This is a genomic window from Psychroserpens jangbogonensis (assembly GCF_000797465.1).
Taxonomy (GTDB): Bacteria; Bacteroidota; Bacteroidia; order Flavobacteriales; family Flavobacteriaceae; genus Psychroserpens; species Psychroserpens jangbogonensis.
In genome coordinates, this window is sequence record NZ_JSWG01000012.1 from 229,486 (window position 1) to 244,866 (window position 15,381).

Below are 15,381 nucleotides of genomic sequence, written 5' to 3' on the forward strand. Positions count from 1 at the left end.
TTAGAGATTAAAATCATAGTTTATTGCATTCAAAAATCAATCCAATTTCCACTATCTTTGTAATATATGAAGAAAATCATTCCTTTAGAAGAAGGCGATTATTATTTAACACCTGAAGGTTATCGTTGCTTCACAGAACAGTATCTCTTAAAAAGAGGCTATTGTTGTGAAAGTGGATGTAGACATTGCCCTTATGGTTTCGACAAAAACACATTAAAAAAAAAGTAATGCAAACAACACATATCTCTTTTAAAGAACAAATAAAAGAAGGAATACCAAATGTTTTGCCTCAACCAAAGCCTTATGATTCCTCAATAAATCACGCTCCTAAGCGAAAAGAAATATTATCTTCTGAAGAAAAAAAATTAGCATTAAGAAATGCATTACGATACTTTGATAAATCTAATCACGCTGAATTAATTTCAGAATTCAAAAGCGAATTAGATACTTACGGAAGAATATATATGTATCGATTTCGTCCTGATTACGCAATGTATGCAAGACCTATTGAAGAGTATCCTGCAAAGTCTCAGCAAGCAGCAGCTATAATGCTAATGATTCAAAACAATTTAGATTATGCGGTTGCTCAACACCCTCATGAACTGATTACTTATGGAGGGAATGGAGGTGTGTTTTCTAATTGGGCACAGTACAGGTTGACAATGAAATACCTATCAGAAATGAGTGATGAGCAAACTCTCGCTATGTATTCTGGTCACCCAATGGGATTATTCCCAAGTCATAAAGATGCACCAAGAGTTGTTGTAACAAATGGTATGATGATACCTAACTACTCTAAACCAGATGATTGGGAAAAATTTAATGCGTTAGGTGTAACCCAATATGGACAAATGACCGCTGGAAGCTTTATGTATATTGGTCCTCAAGGCATTGTACATGGAACAACAATAACTGTTTTAAACGGATTTAGAAAAATCAAAAAAGAACCTAAAGGCAATCTCTTTGTGACTTCTGGACTAGGCGGTATGTCTGGCGCACAACCAAAAGCAGGTAATATTGCTGGCTGTATAACTGTTTGTGCTGAAGTAAATCCGAAAATCACACAAGTTAGATTAGATCAAGGTTGGATAGATGAGAAAGTTACAGATTTAGATACGTTGGTATCTCGTGTAAATCAAGCAAAGTCTAACCAAGAAACAGTATCAATAGCCTATTTAGGAAATATTGTCGAAGTCTGGGAGAAATTTGACAAAGACAATGTTCATATCGATTTAGGAAGTGATCAAACTTCTTTACATAATCCATGGGCTGGAGGTTACTATCCTGTTGACATGTCATTTGAAGAAGCCAATAATATGATGGCAAATAACCCAGAGTTATTTAAAGAAAAAGTACAAGAAACTTTAAGACGTCATGCTAAAGCAATAAATAAACATACGGCAAAGGGCACTTATTTCTTTGATTATGGAAATGCATTTTTACTAGAAGCTTCTAGAGCTGGCGCTGATATCATGGCAGACAATGGTATTGACTTTAAATATCCAAGTTATGTGCAAGATATAATGGGACCAATGTGTTTTGATTATGGCTTTGGACCATTTAGATGGGTTTGTGCATCTGGAAAAACAGAAGATTTGGTAAAAACAGATCAAATTGCATGTGATGTATTAGAAGAGTTAAAAAGAAATGCTCCTAATGAAATTCAGCAGCAAATGGCTGATAACATTCAATGGATCAAAGGCGCACAAGAAAATAAATTGGTTGTAGGTTCACAAGCAAGAATTCTATATGCAGATGCTGAGGGAAGAATGAAAATTGCTGAAGCTTTCAATAATGCTATCAAAAATGGACGCATAGGAACTGTTATTCTTGGACGTGATCATCATGATGTCTCAGGAACAGATTCTCCTTATCGCGAAACAAGCAATATTTATGATGGCTCTCGTTTTACTGCAGATATGGCTATTCAAAATGTAATTGGAGATAGTTTTAGAGGCGCTACTTGGGTGAGCATCCATAACGGTGGAGGCGTAGGTTGGGGTGAAGTCATAAATGGCGGATTTGGTATGGTTCTTGATGGTAGTAATGATGCAGAAAGACGTTTAAAATCTATGCTATTCTGGGATGTAAATAACGGAATTGCCAGACGAAATTGGGCAAGAAATGAAGGTGCTATTTTTGCCATAAAACGTGCTATGGAAAGTGAACCTAATTTAAAGGTAACGCTTCCAAATTTAGTTGATGAAGATTTACTAGACTCGTTATAACAAACAAAAAAAAATGATATGAAACATTCAAATTATGTTCGCGAACACTTTTTAAGTATTAGTGACGTGAGTAAAAAACTATTTAACATTTTACCATTTCTTATAATTGCCATAATTATTACATCATGCAGTTCCGTTAGAGTTGCCGCGGATTATGATAAAGAAGCCGATTTTAAATCTTATAAAACGTTTGCTTTTTTTAAAACAGGTATCGATAAAGCTGAAATAAGCGATTTAGACAAACGAAGAATATTACGTGCCATTGAGGCCGAATTATTAGCAAAAGGTTTCACAAAATCTGAAAACCCAGACATGCTTGTAAGTATTTTTACGAAATCGCAACAACGTGTTGATGTATACAACAATACTTGGGGATGGGGAAGTTACGGTCCTGGTTGGGGAGGATATGGTCCTGGGTGGGGTTATTACAACCAACCTGTAGTTTCCACACAATCTGAAGGCACATTATTCATTGACCTCATTGATATGGAGAAGAAAGAACTCGTTTGGCAAGGTATGGGAACGGGGTTTATTTCTCAAAAAATGGATAAAAAAGAAGATCAAATCAAAGAATTTGTAATGAAAATATTAGAAAAATATCCACCTGAAGAAAAAAAATAAACAATACAAATTACATTTTAACAAGCATCAATATAATATTGATGCTTGTCTGTTTTATATAATGTGTTTTAAGCTTCACTTATAAAAGCATATATTTGCCGACTTTTAAGCGCGAGTATTATGATATTAGGCCAAACCACTAGAAAAAACTTTACCCAAAATCCGAAAAATGACATTCTTTCAGGTCTAACGGTTGCATTAGCACTCGTTCCTGAAGCAGTGGCATTTGCTTTTGTAGCTGGAATTGATCCTTTAGTTGGACTTTATGGTGCATTTATGATGGGAATAGTTACAGCTCTATTTGGTGGACGACCTGGAATGATTTCAGGAGCCACAGGTGCAATGGCAGTTGTAATGGTGCATTTAATTCAAAAAGGAAACGAAGTAGGTATTAATCTTGAAACTCCAATAGAAAACCTTGGTCTTCAATGGCTATTTATTACTTTATTATTTGTTGGTGGCATCCAAGTATCAGCTGGTATTTTCAAATTAGGTAAGTTTGTTAGACTTATTCCGCACCCAGTAATGATGGGATTTGTAAATGGTCTTGCTATTGTTATATTTCTATCTCAATTAGGCTTATTCCCAAACGCTGTTCCAAAAGACATCTCTATTTGGTCAAATACATCTGAATGGTTTTCAACATTATTTTCTAATGCTGCCTTCTGGAAAATGATGGGCTTCATTGGTTTGACAATGGGAATCATGTATGGATTACCTAAACTAACCAAAAAGATTCCTGCTGCTTTGATTGCTATTATAGTCGTTGCTTGTATTACAATTTTTGGTGGAATTGAAATGAGCACAGTAGGTTCATTTATTCAAGAAGGCGGAGGAAAAGGATTAGAAGGCGGATTACCTACATTTCAGGACCAAATATTTGGACTTTTTAACACCTTAGCTGGACATTGGGATTTAATACTTTCTACAGCTGTTATTTTAGCTGCAGTTGGCTTAATTGAATCCTTGATGACACTCAACCTTATTGATGAAATGACAGAAAGTAGAGGGAATGGAAATAGAGAATGTATTGCTCAAGGTGGTGCAAATATGCTCAACGGACTCTTTGGAGGAATGGGAGGATGCGCTATGATTGGTCAATCAATTATTAATATAGATTCTGGTGGTCGTGGTCGATTATCTGGAGCTGTTGCAGCAATAACTTTATTATGTTTTGTGCTATTTGGAGCACCTCTAATTGAGCAGATTCCTATAGCAGCTCTTATAGGTGTAATGTTTATGGTTGTTATTGGAACTTTTGCTTGGAGTAGTTTTCGAATTATTAGAAAAATCCCATTATCTGATGCCATTGTTTTAATCGCAGTTTCTGCAATAACTGTTTGGAAAGATCTTGCAGTAGCAGTGATTGCTGGTGTAATAATCTCAGCGTTAGTATTTGCTTGGAAAAACGCTACTATGATTAGAGCTCGTAAACGCATACAACCAGACGGGACAAAAACATATGAAATTTGGGGACCGCTTTTCTTTGGTTCTATACAAAATTTTACTTCAAAATTTGATGTAAAGAGTGACCCTCAGAATGTTGAAATAGATTTTATTGAATCTAGGGTGAGTGACCACTCTGCATTAGAAGCAATCTTTAACTTGGTAAACAAATACGAAGCTGAAGGAAAATCAATAAAGCTTAGACATTTAAGTGAAGATTGTAAGATTTTGCTGTACAAAGGAAACCCTAAATTTAAAGAAGTAATTGTTGAAGACATTGACGATCCAAGATATCATTTGGCTGCTGATCCAGAAAAATTCACTAAACCTTTATCTGAATATAACGTATAAAAAAAGCGACCAAATTTTGGTCGCTTTTTTCTATATGATTATTGGATTATAAATCTTTTGCCAAGTCTAGATATTTTAAAAACTGTTTTTCAGTTAAAATTTCTTTCATTTTGGCCATAACGTATTTATCCATTTTAGCTTGCTTATCTCCTTGAATTTTAGCACCACTATCAGCACCTACCCTACTCATTTTTTCTCCTGCCTTAGCAAAAAGAGCATACACTTGCTCTTGCTGTTTTTCATTTAAACCTAATGGACGTATTAAGCTAGCAGTCTTCTTTTTCGCACTAACTTCAGTTTTAGTTTTATCAACACTAATAGACTGTACTTCTTTTTTCATTTTAGCCTGAGCAGTTACAGATTGATTTCCTGCAAACAAAAATAAAGCTGTGGCAATAAGTAAAATATTTTTTTTCATAATATAGTAAGATAAATTAATGGTTCAATATACAAAATTTGAAATACTTCACACATTAATATTTTTAAAAACGAGGGATTACACGAGGAAACGCAATTGTATTACATAACAATATCATTCTTCCATACATAAGCTTCTGGTATATCTGTATCATCAATAAGTTGTCTAATATCTATTTCGATACCTCTACTCATATCTGTTATTGGAATATCATTAGGCCCACCTTCAAAAGGGTTTTCAGTATTCTCTCCAATAACTTCCATGGTATGAAATACCCATGCTAATAAAGTGCTAAAGGGAATTGAAAACCACACAAAATGATGCGCTATAAATTCTTGAATGCGATGTAAAGTGGATGTATGAGACACATGATTTACCAAATCATCAACAATGTGTTCACCTATAGATTCAAATTCTTGCATGATACCAAAGGGTAAAAGAATGATAAAAATCCAAACAAACATATAATTTAGCGTTGCAAATTGCCTTGGATATGGGAAATTTTTGATACGCTCACTTTTTCCTTGTAGAGTATAAAATTCGACTAATACATTAGCCATTTCCATATGCCTAAAATCTTCTATCAAGCCAACATTCATCAATTCTTTAAGACGTCTAGATTGTACTCCAAGTAATTGTGAAGCTTTATTGCCTTTAGCAAATATTTCTTTATATTCTTCTTCTGAAATATAACCTTTAATAGCGTCTTCAATTGGAGTTTCATCTTCACAAACTCGAAAATGAGCTTCTTTAAATTCTCTAGTAGATCGCTTCTCCTTAAGATGCATTTCCCAAGGCTTATCTTGTCTTAACATGTAACGTAATGCAGTTAACCAAGCTACATGACGATGTACAAGTTCTCGCTTTATTGATTGTAATTCGTTATCACTTAATTTAGACGATGCATGTGTATTGGTAATGAAATCTTTAACCATTATAGTCCAAGAGCGAGATGTATTAACAATGCCTCCCCAAATTTTACGTGCTTCCCAAAGACGGTCATAAGATGCATTATTTTTAAAACTAACTATAAATGCTACTGCAGTACCTAAAACGCCTAAAGGAAGCCAAGGCAAATGCAACCACTTTAATCCAACTATATCAAATAAAAGAACAGGAACAGTTGCTAAAATAAGAAATAGGAAAATATGGCGACGTGTCCATTTTAAAACACCTCTAACAGGAAATATTCTCTTTGTATACATGAAATAATATTATATCACGTAAGATACAAAAGACTAGTAATTAATCAAGCTTTCTATTTTAGTCTTTACTTTCTCCGTTGAAGGAATCATCGTTTGTTCTAAGGTTGAATTTAAAGGAATCGCTGGCATATTTTCACTACCAATTGTCATTACTGGTGCATCTAAATATTTAAAACACTCTTCTTGTATTTTTCCAGCTAAAGCTCTAGCAAAACTATTATTAGAAGGTTCTTCAGTAACTACTAAACATTTTCCTGTTTTTTTAACCGAAGCCATGATAGTGTCTTCATCTAAAGGATACAAAGTCCTCAAATCAATAATTTCAATTTGATCACGCATTCCTAATTCTCCAGAGGCATTGTAAGCCCAATGGACTCCCATTCCATATGTAACTATTGTAAGTGTTTCTAGATCATCTTGCTTCCAGATTTCTTGTAGTACCCAAGCTTTACCAAATGGCAAAACATAGTCTTCAGAAGGCTCAACAGATGTTGCTGTTAACGTTCCAGGAACTTTTGACCAATACAAACCTTTATGCTCTAAAATCACGACTGGATTTGGATCATAATAAGCGGCTTTCATCAAGCCTTTTAAATCGGCTCCATTACTTGGATAAGCTATTTTAATTCCGCGTATATTAGTTAATACACTTTCTACAGAAGACGAATGATAAGGTCCACCACTACCATAAGCGCCAATTGGTACACGAAGAATCATGCTTACTGGCCATTTCCCGTTAGAAAGGTAACAGCTGCGACTCACTTCTGTAAACAACTGATTTAGTCCTGGCCAAATATAATCAGCAAACTGAACTTCAACAATAGGCTTTAATCCAACAGCACTCATACCAACCGTTGAACCAACGATAAAGGCTTCTTGAATTGGTGTATTAAAAACACGATCATCTCCAAATTTTTGAGCTAACGTAGCTGCTTCTCTAAACACACCACCTAATCGTCCGCCAACATCTTGTCCATAAAGCAAACATTCTTTGTGCTTTCTCATGAGCTCTTCAACTGCGAATAATGCGCAATCTACCATAACTACTTTATCAGCACCTTCGGGAGATCGAACTCCTTTTTCTTCAGTAATTGGTGTTGGCACAAAGTCATTTGTAAATAAATCTTCAGGCTTTGGATCTTCAGCTTTTAATGCTTCTTTAAAATCACTTTCTACTTTCACTTTCGCAGAATTCTCAATGGCATCAACTTCTTCAGATGAAAACCCATTATCTAATAATTGTTGCTTAATTACTGGATAAGGATCACGAGATCTTGCTTCTTCCAAATCATCACGATACCATTCCATTCGTACACCTGATGTATGATGGTTTAATAACGGAACTTTTGCATGAATTAAAAATGGCCGACGTTCTTTACGAATAGTAGCTATAACCTTTTCAACAGCTTCATAGCTTTCTATAAAGTTGGCACCATCAATTGAAATTGCATCTAAACCATGAAATCCTTGAGCATATTCAAAAGCATTTTGTGCTCTAGTTTCAGCTGCATTAGCAGAAATATCCCAACCGTTATCTTGTACTAAATACAAAATTGGCATTTGCTTTAAAGCAGCCATTTGAAAGGCTTCAGAAATTTCACCTTCGGTAACTGAAGCATCTCCTAAAGAGCAAACTACAAAAGGTAAATCTTTAAGTGTTTTATCGTCAAGACCTTGAAGTTCTTTATATTTCATTCCCATAGCAACACCAGTAGCAGGAATAGTTTGCATACCAGTTGCAGAGGATTGATGAGGAATCTTAGGTTTGTCATCATCCTTTAAACTAGGATGGCAATAATATGTTCTTCCTCCAGAAAAAGGATCAGCTTTTTTGGCTAATAATTGCAACATTAAATCATAAGGTTCTAATCCAAATGATAATAACATAGCATCATCTCTATAATATGGAAAGGCATAATCCTGAGGTAATAATTGCATTCCTAAGGCTGTTTGAATAGCTTCATGACCTCTTGATGTGGCGTGCACATATTTTGAAACCTGTTTGAAATTCGCTTCATATAATTCTGCCATAGACTTGGCAGTACACAAATTTGAAAACCCTTTTTTTAGTATCTCTTTATTCATCATAATTCCTATAAAACAGGTAATTCTTTATTTATATTTTTCTGTTGGTATCGAATTGCTCAAAGTAATCAGCAACGCGACGTACAAAGCTTCCTCCAAGGAATCCATCTACCACTCTATGATCAAATGATAAGGATAGATACATCATGCTTCTAATAGCAATTTCATCGCCTTTTTCTGTGGTAATCACTTCAGGTCGCTTCTTTATAATTCCTAAAGCTAGGATAGCAACTTCTGGTTGATTGATAATTGGTGTTCCCATGACACTACCAAAGGTTCCTACATTAGAAATCGTGAATGTGCCACCTTGAATATCATCAGCTTTCAAATTATTTTCTCTAGCTCTTTTTGCAAGTTCATTAACATCTTCAGCTAAACTTTTCAAATCTTTTGTATCAGCATTTCTAACCACAGGGACAATTAAATTTCCACTAGGTAATGCTGTAGCCATACCTATATTAATATCTTCTTTAACAATGATATTTTTGCCATCGACTGAAGCATTGATATTTGGAAAATCTTTAACTGCTTTTGCAACAGCCTCAACAAATAATGGTGTAAAGGTTAAGCGTTCTCCATGTTTTTCTTGAAAAGGTACTTTGTTTGCGTTTCGCCAATTTACCATATTGGTTAAATCTGCCTCTACATATGCTGTAACGTGTGGTGATGTATGTTTTGAATACACCATATGATCTGCAATCATTTGACGCATACGATCCATTTCAATCACTTTGCCTTTTCCTTTATCAAATTTTAATTGTGGAATGCGATACGCTGTTGGGTCTTGTTGAGAAACAGGCTGAGCAAATTTAAACGGTCGACCATCTTCTATATACTGAAAGACATCACTCTTGCGCAAGCGATCGTCATGACCAGTAGCTGGAATTCTCGCTAATTCTTCAAAACTAATATGATTTTCTTTGGCAATTTTGATTATTAATGGCGAAAAGAATGTATTCGAATTTGACACGCTAAATTGGTCTGAAGAGACAACAGAAGTAGGCCTTGGTCTTTTTGATGTTTTAGGTTTTTCTCCTTTTGTTTGTTCGAGTTTACTATCTGCTTTTTTAGACGTTTTTTTAGACGCTGAAACTTCACCGTTTGTTTTAATTATGGCGATAGTTGCTCCAATTTTAATAACATCATTAGCATTATATAAAATCTCCTCAATTACACCTGAAACTGTTGAAGGCACTTCAGAATCGACCTTATCTGTAGCAACTTCTAAAAGCATTTCATCTTCTTCTATGGTATCACCAACATTTTTGAACCATGTAATTATGGCTGCATCAGTTATACTTTCACCCAATTTGGGCATTTTAAATTCAACTCTTGACATAGTTATTTTTTCATAAAATCACGAAGTGTTTTATAAACATCTTCTTGTACTTTCATATGTTCTGGGACTTCTCTCAAAGGCTCAGCTTCTTTTAAACTTTCGTGGCAATCCGCTGGTAACTGTTGGTATAATTGTGTGCCTTTTGTTTTCCATTCAATCATTTCATCACTCACTTCTTTAATCACTTTTGCTGGATTACCAACTACTAAACTGCGCTTTGGAATAATAGTTTGAGCTTTTACAAATGCCATTGCACCTACTATGGATTCGTCTCCAATCTCGGCATCGTCCATAATTACAGTATTCATACCAATAAGGCAATTTCTACCTAAATTAGCGCCATGAATAATGGCTCCATGACCTACATGTGCACTTTCTTTAAGTGTGATAGATTTCCCTGGAAACATATGGACTGTACAATTTTCTTGCACGTTCACACCATCTTCCAAAATTATTTGTCCCCAATCTCCACGAATTGCAGCACCTGGACCAATATAACAGTTCTTTCCTATAATGACATTACCTGTAACAGCAGCCAAGGGATGCACGAAACTACTTTCGTGAACAACTGGTGTATAGTCTTTAAAACTGTAAATCATTCTTATTTAAATCCTTTTAATTTTTCTTTTGTAAAATCTGATAGCACTAATCGTCCGCTTGTTTCCGCACGTTCTGCTAACAAATCATCCCAATCATCAGTGCCTTTCCAGAATACTTTTTTCATTTCCAACATTGCTTCTGTATTATAGGTACATAAATGTTCAGCAGTTACTTTTACAGCGTCGTCAAGTTCTTCTGTATTCTCATAAACATGTGTAAATAAACCTTTCTGTTTTGCCCATTCCGCAGGATAAAACGAATTGGCATCAATGGCTATTTGTGACATCGCACTTAATCCCATTTTGCGTTCGATTGCTGGTCCTACAACAAATGGACCAATACCTATATTCAATTCACTCAACTTGATAGCCGCGAATTTTGTTCCCATACAATAATCTGTTGAAGCCGCAAGACCTACTCCTCCTCCAACTGTTTTTCCTTGAACTCGTCCAATAATAAATTTTGGACATTTACGCATCGAATTAATCACATTTGCAAACCCAGAAAAGAATACTTTTCCTGTTGCTGCATCATTAATATTTATAAGTTCCTTAAAACTCGCACCAGCACAAAAAGTTCTATCGCCTCCACTTTTTAAAACAATGACCTTGATGGCATCGTTTTCTCCTGCTTCTGTAATTGTCTGAGCTAGTTTAGCTAATATATCTCCAGGCAAGGAATTATGAGCTGGGTGAAAAAATTCAATATATCCTACTGCGTTTTCAATCGTTTGTTTAACGTATGGTTGTGTCATAATTATAATACTCCAAATTGTTCAAAATGATGATTTAAGTGCTTTCGCTCCATTAAAGACCATTCGTATCTATTTAATTCTCCAAAAACCACATTACTTAATGTGGCATCTGGATGTTCTTTAAAAAATTCTAAATATGCTTCTCTTTCCTCCTTAAACCTAATAATTGCAGTTGCTAAATCATCATATTTTAAGGTGTCGAGTGTGTCCTTTTCTAGTAAAGGGAATCTTGTGTTCTTCGGAAACTTATCATAGTTATATAAACTGTTTTTAACCTTCTCCAGAATTTTTTCAGGTGTGGCCACTTCAAAATCTTGAATCTTTCCAGCTGCAATTTGATAGGTATACTCCAAATGCTCTATCATATGCTGAGGTGTCATAATTCCCCATTTTGGTTTTGTCTCTTCAGTAAGCTTAGATAAACATTCAGTGATTTTGTCTTCAGTCATTTCAACAAACACTTCTTGTTTTTTCTGAACCATGGTTAGTATGGTTGCAATCGCTACTAATTCATCTTCAGCATCAAATACTTCTACATACCATTTTACGATTCCGCTAGGATGCTCTGCCGAAGCCACATCACGATCTACTTTTTGTTTACAGGTCAATCTCACATAAACAGTATCGTTATGATATAGTGGGCGTAAAAAACGGCATTCTTCTAGTCCGTAATTTGCAGCTACAGGTCCTTTGTTTGGATACACGAATAATCCAGCTGCTGCTGAAATAATGAAATAACCATGAGCGGTTCTTTTTTTAAAAATACTCCCATCTAACGAGGTAATATCTGTATGCGCATAGAAATGATCCCAAGTTAAATTCGCAAAGTTGATGATATCGGTATCTGTAAATGTACGCTTGTGTGTTTTGAGTGACATTCCTGGTTGGATATCTTCCCAATGATATTTAAATGGATGCTGTTCTGCTTCCTTATATTTTGCATTCTGCTGATAAATACCAGTGATTTCTGTAATCGTTGTTGGCGAGCCTTGAATAGCAGTTCGTTGCAAGTAATGTTTAATTCCACGCATTCCTCCCATTTCTTCACCACCTCCAGCACGTCCTGGACCACCATGAACTAAATATGGTAATGGTGAACCATGACCAGTACTTTCTTTAGCGCTTTCTCTATTAAGCACTAGTATTCTTCCGTGGTGACTAGCTGCATTAATAACATACTCTTTGGCTATTTTATCATCATTAGTTACAATGGAAGACACTAAAGATCCTTTTCCCATTTGTGCCAATGTAATAGCTTCTTCAAGGTTTTTATATGGCATTATGGTGCTTACTGGTCCGAAAGCTTCACGCTCATGAATCACAGTATTTTCGAACGGATGATCTGTTCTCAATAAAATCGGACTAATAAAAGCACCTTTTTTGGCATCTGCTCCAATAGTTTCAATTTCATCTATATCACCGTAAACAATTTGTGCTTCCTTAGCTAAATCGTTTACAGAATCTCTTACCGCTTGAACTTGTTGATGACTAACAAGCGATCCCATTCTAACTTCTTTTAATCTTGGATCACCTATAGTTACTTTATCAAGTGCTTTCCCTAAGGAAATTTGTACATCTTCAACTAAATTTTCAGGAACAATAATTCTTCTAATAGCAGTACATTTCTGTCCAGCTTTAACAGTCATTTCTTTACGAACTTCTTTAATAAATAAATTAAATTCTGGTGTTCCTGGAACAGCATCTTCTCCTAAAATAGATGCATTCAAAGAATCAGCTTCCATGGTAAATGGCACAGATTCTTGAATTAATCTAGGATGTGCTTTTAATAATCGTCCAGTAGATGCAGAACCTGTAAAGGTTACCACATCTTGAGATTCTACTGTATCTAGAATTGTTTTTACTGTTCCATTTATGATCTGCAATGCACCTTCAGGTAAAATTCCAGAGTTTACAATTTCTCTTGCAACGGCTTCAGCTAAATATGATGATGATGGTGCAGGCAAAACGACAGCTGGGACTCCAGCCATCCAATTCACTGCACATTTTTCTAACATTCCCCAAACTGGGAAATTAAATGCGTTGATATGTACAGCAACCCCTTTTTTAGGCACCATAATATGATGCGCCATAAAGCGTCCACCACGAGATAAATCGATAGCATCGCCTTCTACATGATAAGGTTGATTAGGAAATAGTTTTCTTAAAGATGCATTGGCGAATAAATTCCCAAAACCACCTTCAATATCAATCCAACTATCTACCTTAGTAGCACCTGTTCTGTAACTTAACTCATAAAACGCATCTTTTCTTTTTGTAAGATATAATGCCAATTTCTTAAGCATGTTTCCACGTTCTTGAAAAGTCATTTTACGGAGTTGTTCTCCTCCTTTTGTTCTACCGTAATTCAAAATTTCGGGAACATCTAGACCTTCAATGGCTACACTAGTGAATGCTTCACCAGTAATGGCATCTAGAATTGGTGTTCCTTCTTCTTTTCCTGTTGTCCAATTACCTTGAACATAATGTTGTATTTTTTCCATAATAACTCTTTATGCCATTATTCTTAAGATTCTTCCTGTGATTTTCCCTTCAATAGATTTTATATAACCATCTACAATTTTATCCATTGGCACTGGTGTATTCCCTGGGAAATAGTCTTTATATTTTTCAAATGAATCTTCAACTAAATCTGAACAGACCACATTAATACGTTTTCCATCTTCTAATTCTAATGCCACAGCTTTAGCAAAACTATTAATTGCGCCATTAACCATAGCTGCGCTTGTTGTCATATCTACTGGATCATCAGCTAAGATTCCGGTAGAAAGAGTAATTGAACCTTCTGAATTTAGATAATCTTTCCCTATGCGAACCACATTAACCTGTCCCATCATTTTGCTTTTGATTCCGATATAAAAATCTTCTTCGGAAAGCTTATCAAACTTGTCCCATTTAGCATCACCAGCAATTGCAATAATAGCATCTAATTTACCAACGGATTCAAACATCGATTTGATAGATGACGATACTGAAAAATCGACCAAAACATCTCCTGAGTTTCGTCCAGCAATAAGCACCTCATGTTTTTGAGATAAGCGCTCACTTACTTTCTTTCCAATGGTTCCGTTTCCTCCTATTATTAATATTTTCATACTAAACGCGTTCAATAATTGCAGCATAACCTTGCCCAACACCAATACACATTGTAATCAATGCATATTTTTTTTGTTGTTCATGCAATTCTAAAGCTGCTGAATATGCAATTCTTGCTCCAGTTACTCCTAACGGATGTCCGATAGCTATAGAGCCACCATTTGGGTTTAATCTTGAATCATCATCTGCTAAACCCCAAGCACGAGTACACGCTAAGGCTTGAGCTGCAAAAGCTTCGTTTAATTCGATAATATCCATATCATCCATTTTCAATCCTGCTTTTTCCAAAGCTTTATTGGACGCTTGAACTGGACCAATTCCCATAATTCTTGGTTCTACACCAACCACAGCAGAACTTACGATTCTTGCTAAAGGTTTTAGATTATATTTTTTTACTGCATCTTCAGAAGCAATTATCGTTGCTGCAGCACCATCGTTTAATCCAGATGAATTTCCTGCTGTTACGCTTCCTCCTTCTTTTTTGAAGGCTGGACGTAATTTCCCTAACACTTCTAATGAGGTTGTAGGTTTTACAAATTCATCTTTAGAAAATAAAATTGGATCTTTTTTACGTTGTGGAATTTCAACAGTAATAATTTCTTTTGCTAGTCGGCCATTTTCTTGTGCTTTTGTCGCTTTCATTTGGCTCCAATGAGAAAATTTATCTTGATCTAGTCTCGATATAGCATATTTTGCAACTAAATTTTCAGCGGTATTTCCCATACCATCTGTTCCATACAATTCTTGCATTTTAGGATTGATGAAACGCCAGCCAAATGTTGAATCATACATTTTCGAATCCCCTCCAAATCCAGTTGATGGTTTTGACATTACGTATGGACCACGTGTCATATTTTCAACACCTCCAGAAATGAATACGTCTCCATCACCAGCTTTAATAGCACGATTGGCATGAATAATTGCAGACAATCCTGAACTACATAATCTATTTACTGTTTCTCCAGGCACTGTAAATGGTAAACCTGCTAGTAACGAAGCCATTCTTGCAACGTTTCGGTTATCTTCTCCTGCTTGGTTGGCACAACCCATAATGACATCATCATAGGCTTCTTTTGGAATATTTGGATTACGTTTAACTACTTCAGAAATCACCAAAGCACCTAAATCGTCTGTACGAACAGCTGACAATGTCCCTTTATAATTCCCTATTGGAGTTCTAACTCCGTCTATGATGTATGCTTCTTTCATATGTTAGTTAT

The 15,381-nt window shown here is 35.4% G+C and carries 13 protein-coding genes; 4 read left to right on the plus strand and 9 right to left on the minus strand.

Annotation, left to right across the window (positions count from 1 at the left end):
• The first annotated feature begins 66 nt into the window (after positions 1-66).
• The 4 genes from RH81_RS17045 (at position 67) to RH81_RS13140 (ending at position 4,646) form a co-directional block, all read left to right on the plus strand.
• Entirely contained in the window at positions 67-228 is a 162-nt protein-coding gene (locus tag RH81_RS17045; protein WP_161791994.1) for a C1orf53 family protein, read from the plus strand.
• Positions 229-242: 14 nt separating this feature from the next.
• Complete coding sequence (locus tag RH81_RS13130) at positions 243-2,228, plus strand: urocanate hydratase (RefSeq protein ID WP_033961293.1); 1,986 nt, start codon at positions 243-245, stop codon at positions 2,226-2,228.
• Between the two features lie 18 nt (positions 2,229-2,246).
• Positions 2,247-2,849, plus strand: coding sequence for a DUF4136 domain-containing protein (locus RH81_RS13135; RefSeq protein ID WP_081988320.1), 603 nt, complete (start codon positions 2,247-2,249; stop codon positions 2,847-2,849).
• A gap of 120 nt (positions 2,850-2,969) precedes the next feature.
• Positions 2,970-4,646: a SulP family inorganic anion transporter gene (locus RH81_RS13140; protein ID WP_033961041.1), complete on the plus strand. Its 1,677-nt coding sequence runs from the start codon at positions 2,970-2,972 to the stop codon at positions 4,644-4,646.
• Positions 4,647-4,692: 46 nt separating this feature from the next.
• On the opposite strand, the gene RH81_RS13145 is transcribed toward RH81_RS13140, so the two are convergent.
• The 9 genes from RH81_RS13145 to pcaF all read right to left on the minus strand — a co-directional run bounded on the left by RH81_RS13145 (position 4,693) and on the right by pcaF (position 15,370).
• Positions 4,693-5,064 (minus strand): hypothetical protein, encoded by a 372-nt coding sequence (locus RH81_RS13145; RefSeq protein ID WP_033961042.1) that lies wholly within the window; start codon positions 5,062-5,064, stop codon positions 4,693-4,695.
• A gap of 101 nt (positions 5,065-5,165) precedes the next feature.
• Entirely contained in the window at positions 5,166-6,269 is a 1,104-nt protein-coding gene (locus RH81_RS13150) for a bestrophin family protein (RefSeq protein WP_033961043.1), read from the minus strand.
• Between the two features lie 33 nt (positions 6,270-6,302).
• Entirely contained in the window at positions 6,303-8,354 is a 2,052-nt protein-coding gene (locus tag RH81_RS13155; protein WP_173424374.1) for an alpha-ketoacid dehydrogenase subunit alpha/beta, read from the minus strand.
• Positions 8,355-8,385: 31 nt separating this feature from the next.
• A complete protein-coding gene (locus tag RH81_RS13160; protein ID WP_033961047.1) occupies positions 8,386-9,693 on the minus strand; it encodes a dihydrolipoamide acetyltransferase family protein in 1,308 nt (435 codons plus the stop codon).
• A 2-nt stretch (positions 9,694-9,695) separates the two neighbouring features.
• Positions 9,696-10,292: an acyltransferase gene (locus RH81_RS13165; protein WP_033961049.1), complete on the minus strand. Its 597-nt coding sequence runs from the start codon at positions 10,290-10,292 to the stop codon at positions 9,696-9,698.
• Between the two features lie 2 nt (positions 10,293-10,294).
• Positions 10,295-11,047: an enoyl-CoA hydratase/isomerase family protein gene (locus RH81_RS13170; RefSeq protein WP_033961051.1), complete on the minus strand. Its 753-nt coding sequence runs from the start codon at positions 11,045-11,047 to the stop codon at positions 10,295-10,297.
• 2 nt (positions 11,048-11,049) lie between these two features.
• Entirely contained in the window at positions 11,050-13,548 is a 2,499-nt protein-coding gene (gene paaZ / locus RH81_RS13175; protein ID WP_033961053.1) for a phenylacetic acid degradation bifunctional protein PaaZ, read from the minus strand.
• 9 nt (positions 13,549-13,557) lie between these two features.
• On the minus strand, positions 13,558-14,160 hold the full coding sequence (locus RH81_RS13180; RefSeq protein ID WP_033961056.1) for a short chain dehydrogenase: 603 nt from the start codon (positions 14,158-14,160) through the stop codon (positions 13,558-13,560).
• A gap of 1 nt (position 14,161) precedes the next feature.
• The gene (gene pcaF, locus RH81_RS13185; protein WP_033961064.1) at positions 14,162-15,370 is read right to left on the minus strand and encodes a 3-oxoadipyl-CoA thiolase; all 1,209 of its coding nucleotides are present in this window, start codon (positions 15,368-15,370) and stop codon (positions 14,162-14,164) included.
• Positions 15,371-15,381: the final 11 nt, after the last annotated feature.

Bases quoted from the DNA above. Each gene is read 5' to 3' on its own strand.
- RH81_RS13160 (WP_033961047.1), bottom strand. From the start codon at position 9,693: ATGTCAAGAGTTGAATTTAAAATGCCCAAATTGGGTGAAAGTATAACT.
- pcaF (WP_033961064.1), bottom strand. From the start codon at position 15,370: ATGAAAGAAGCATACATCATAGACGGAGTTAGAACTCCAATAGGGAAT.
- RH81_RS17045 (WP_161791994.1), top strand. From the start codon at position 67: ATGAAGAAAATCATTCCTTTAGAAGAAGGCGATTATTATTTAACACCT.
- RH81_RS13135 (WP_081988320.1), top strand. From the start codon at position 2,247: ATGAAACATTCAAATTATGTTCGCGAACACTTTTTAAGTATTAGTGAC.
- RH81_RS13155 (WP_173424374.1), bottom strand. From the start codon at position 8,354: ATGAATAAAGAGATACTAAAAAAAGGGTTTTCAAATTTGTGTACTGCC.
- RH81_RS13180 (WP_033961056.1), bottom strand. From the start codon at position 14,160: ATGAAAATATTAATAATAGGAGGAAACGGAACCATTGGAAAGAAAGTA.
- RH81_RS13150 (WP_033961043.1), bottom strand. From the start codon at position 6,269: ATGTATACAAAGAGAATATTTCCTGTTAGAGGTGTTTTAAAATGGACA.
- RH81_RS13170 (WP_033961051.1), bottom strand. From the start codon at position 11,047: ATGACACAACCATACGTTAAACAAACGATTGAAAACGCAGTAGGATAT.
- paaZ (WP_033961053.1), bottom strand. From the start codon at position 13,548: ATGGAAAAAATACAACATTATGTTCAAGGTAATTGGACAACAGGAAAA.
- RH81_RS13165 (WP_033961049.1), bottom strand. From the start codon at position 10,292: ATGATTTACAGTTTTAAAGACTATACACCAGTTGTTCACGAAAGTAGT.
- RH81_RS13140 (WP_033961041.1), top strand. From the start codon at position 2,970: ATGATATTAGGCCAAACCACTAGAAAAAACTTTACCCAAAATCCGAAA.
- RH81_RS13145 (WP_033961042.1), bottom strand. From the start codon at position 5,064: ATGAAAAAAAATATTTTACTTATTGCCACAGCTTTATTTTTGTTTGCA.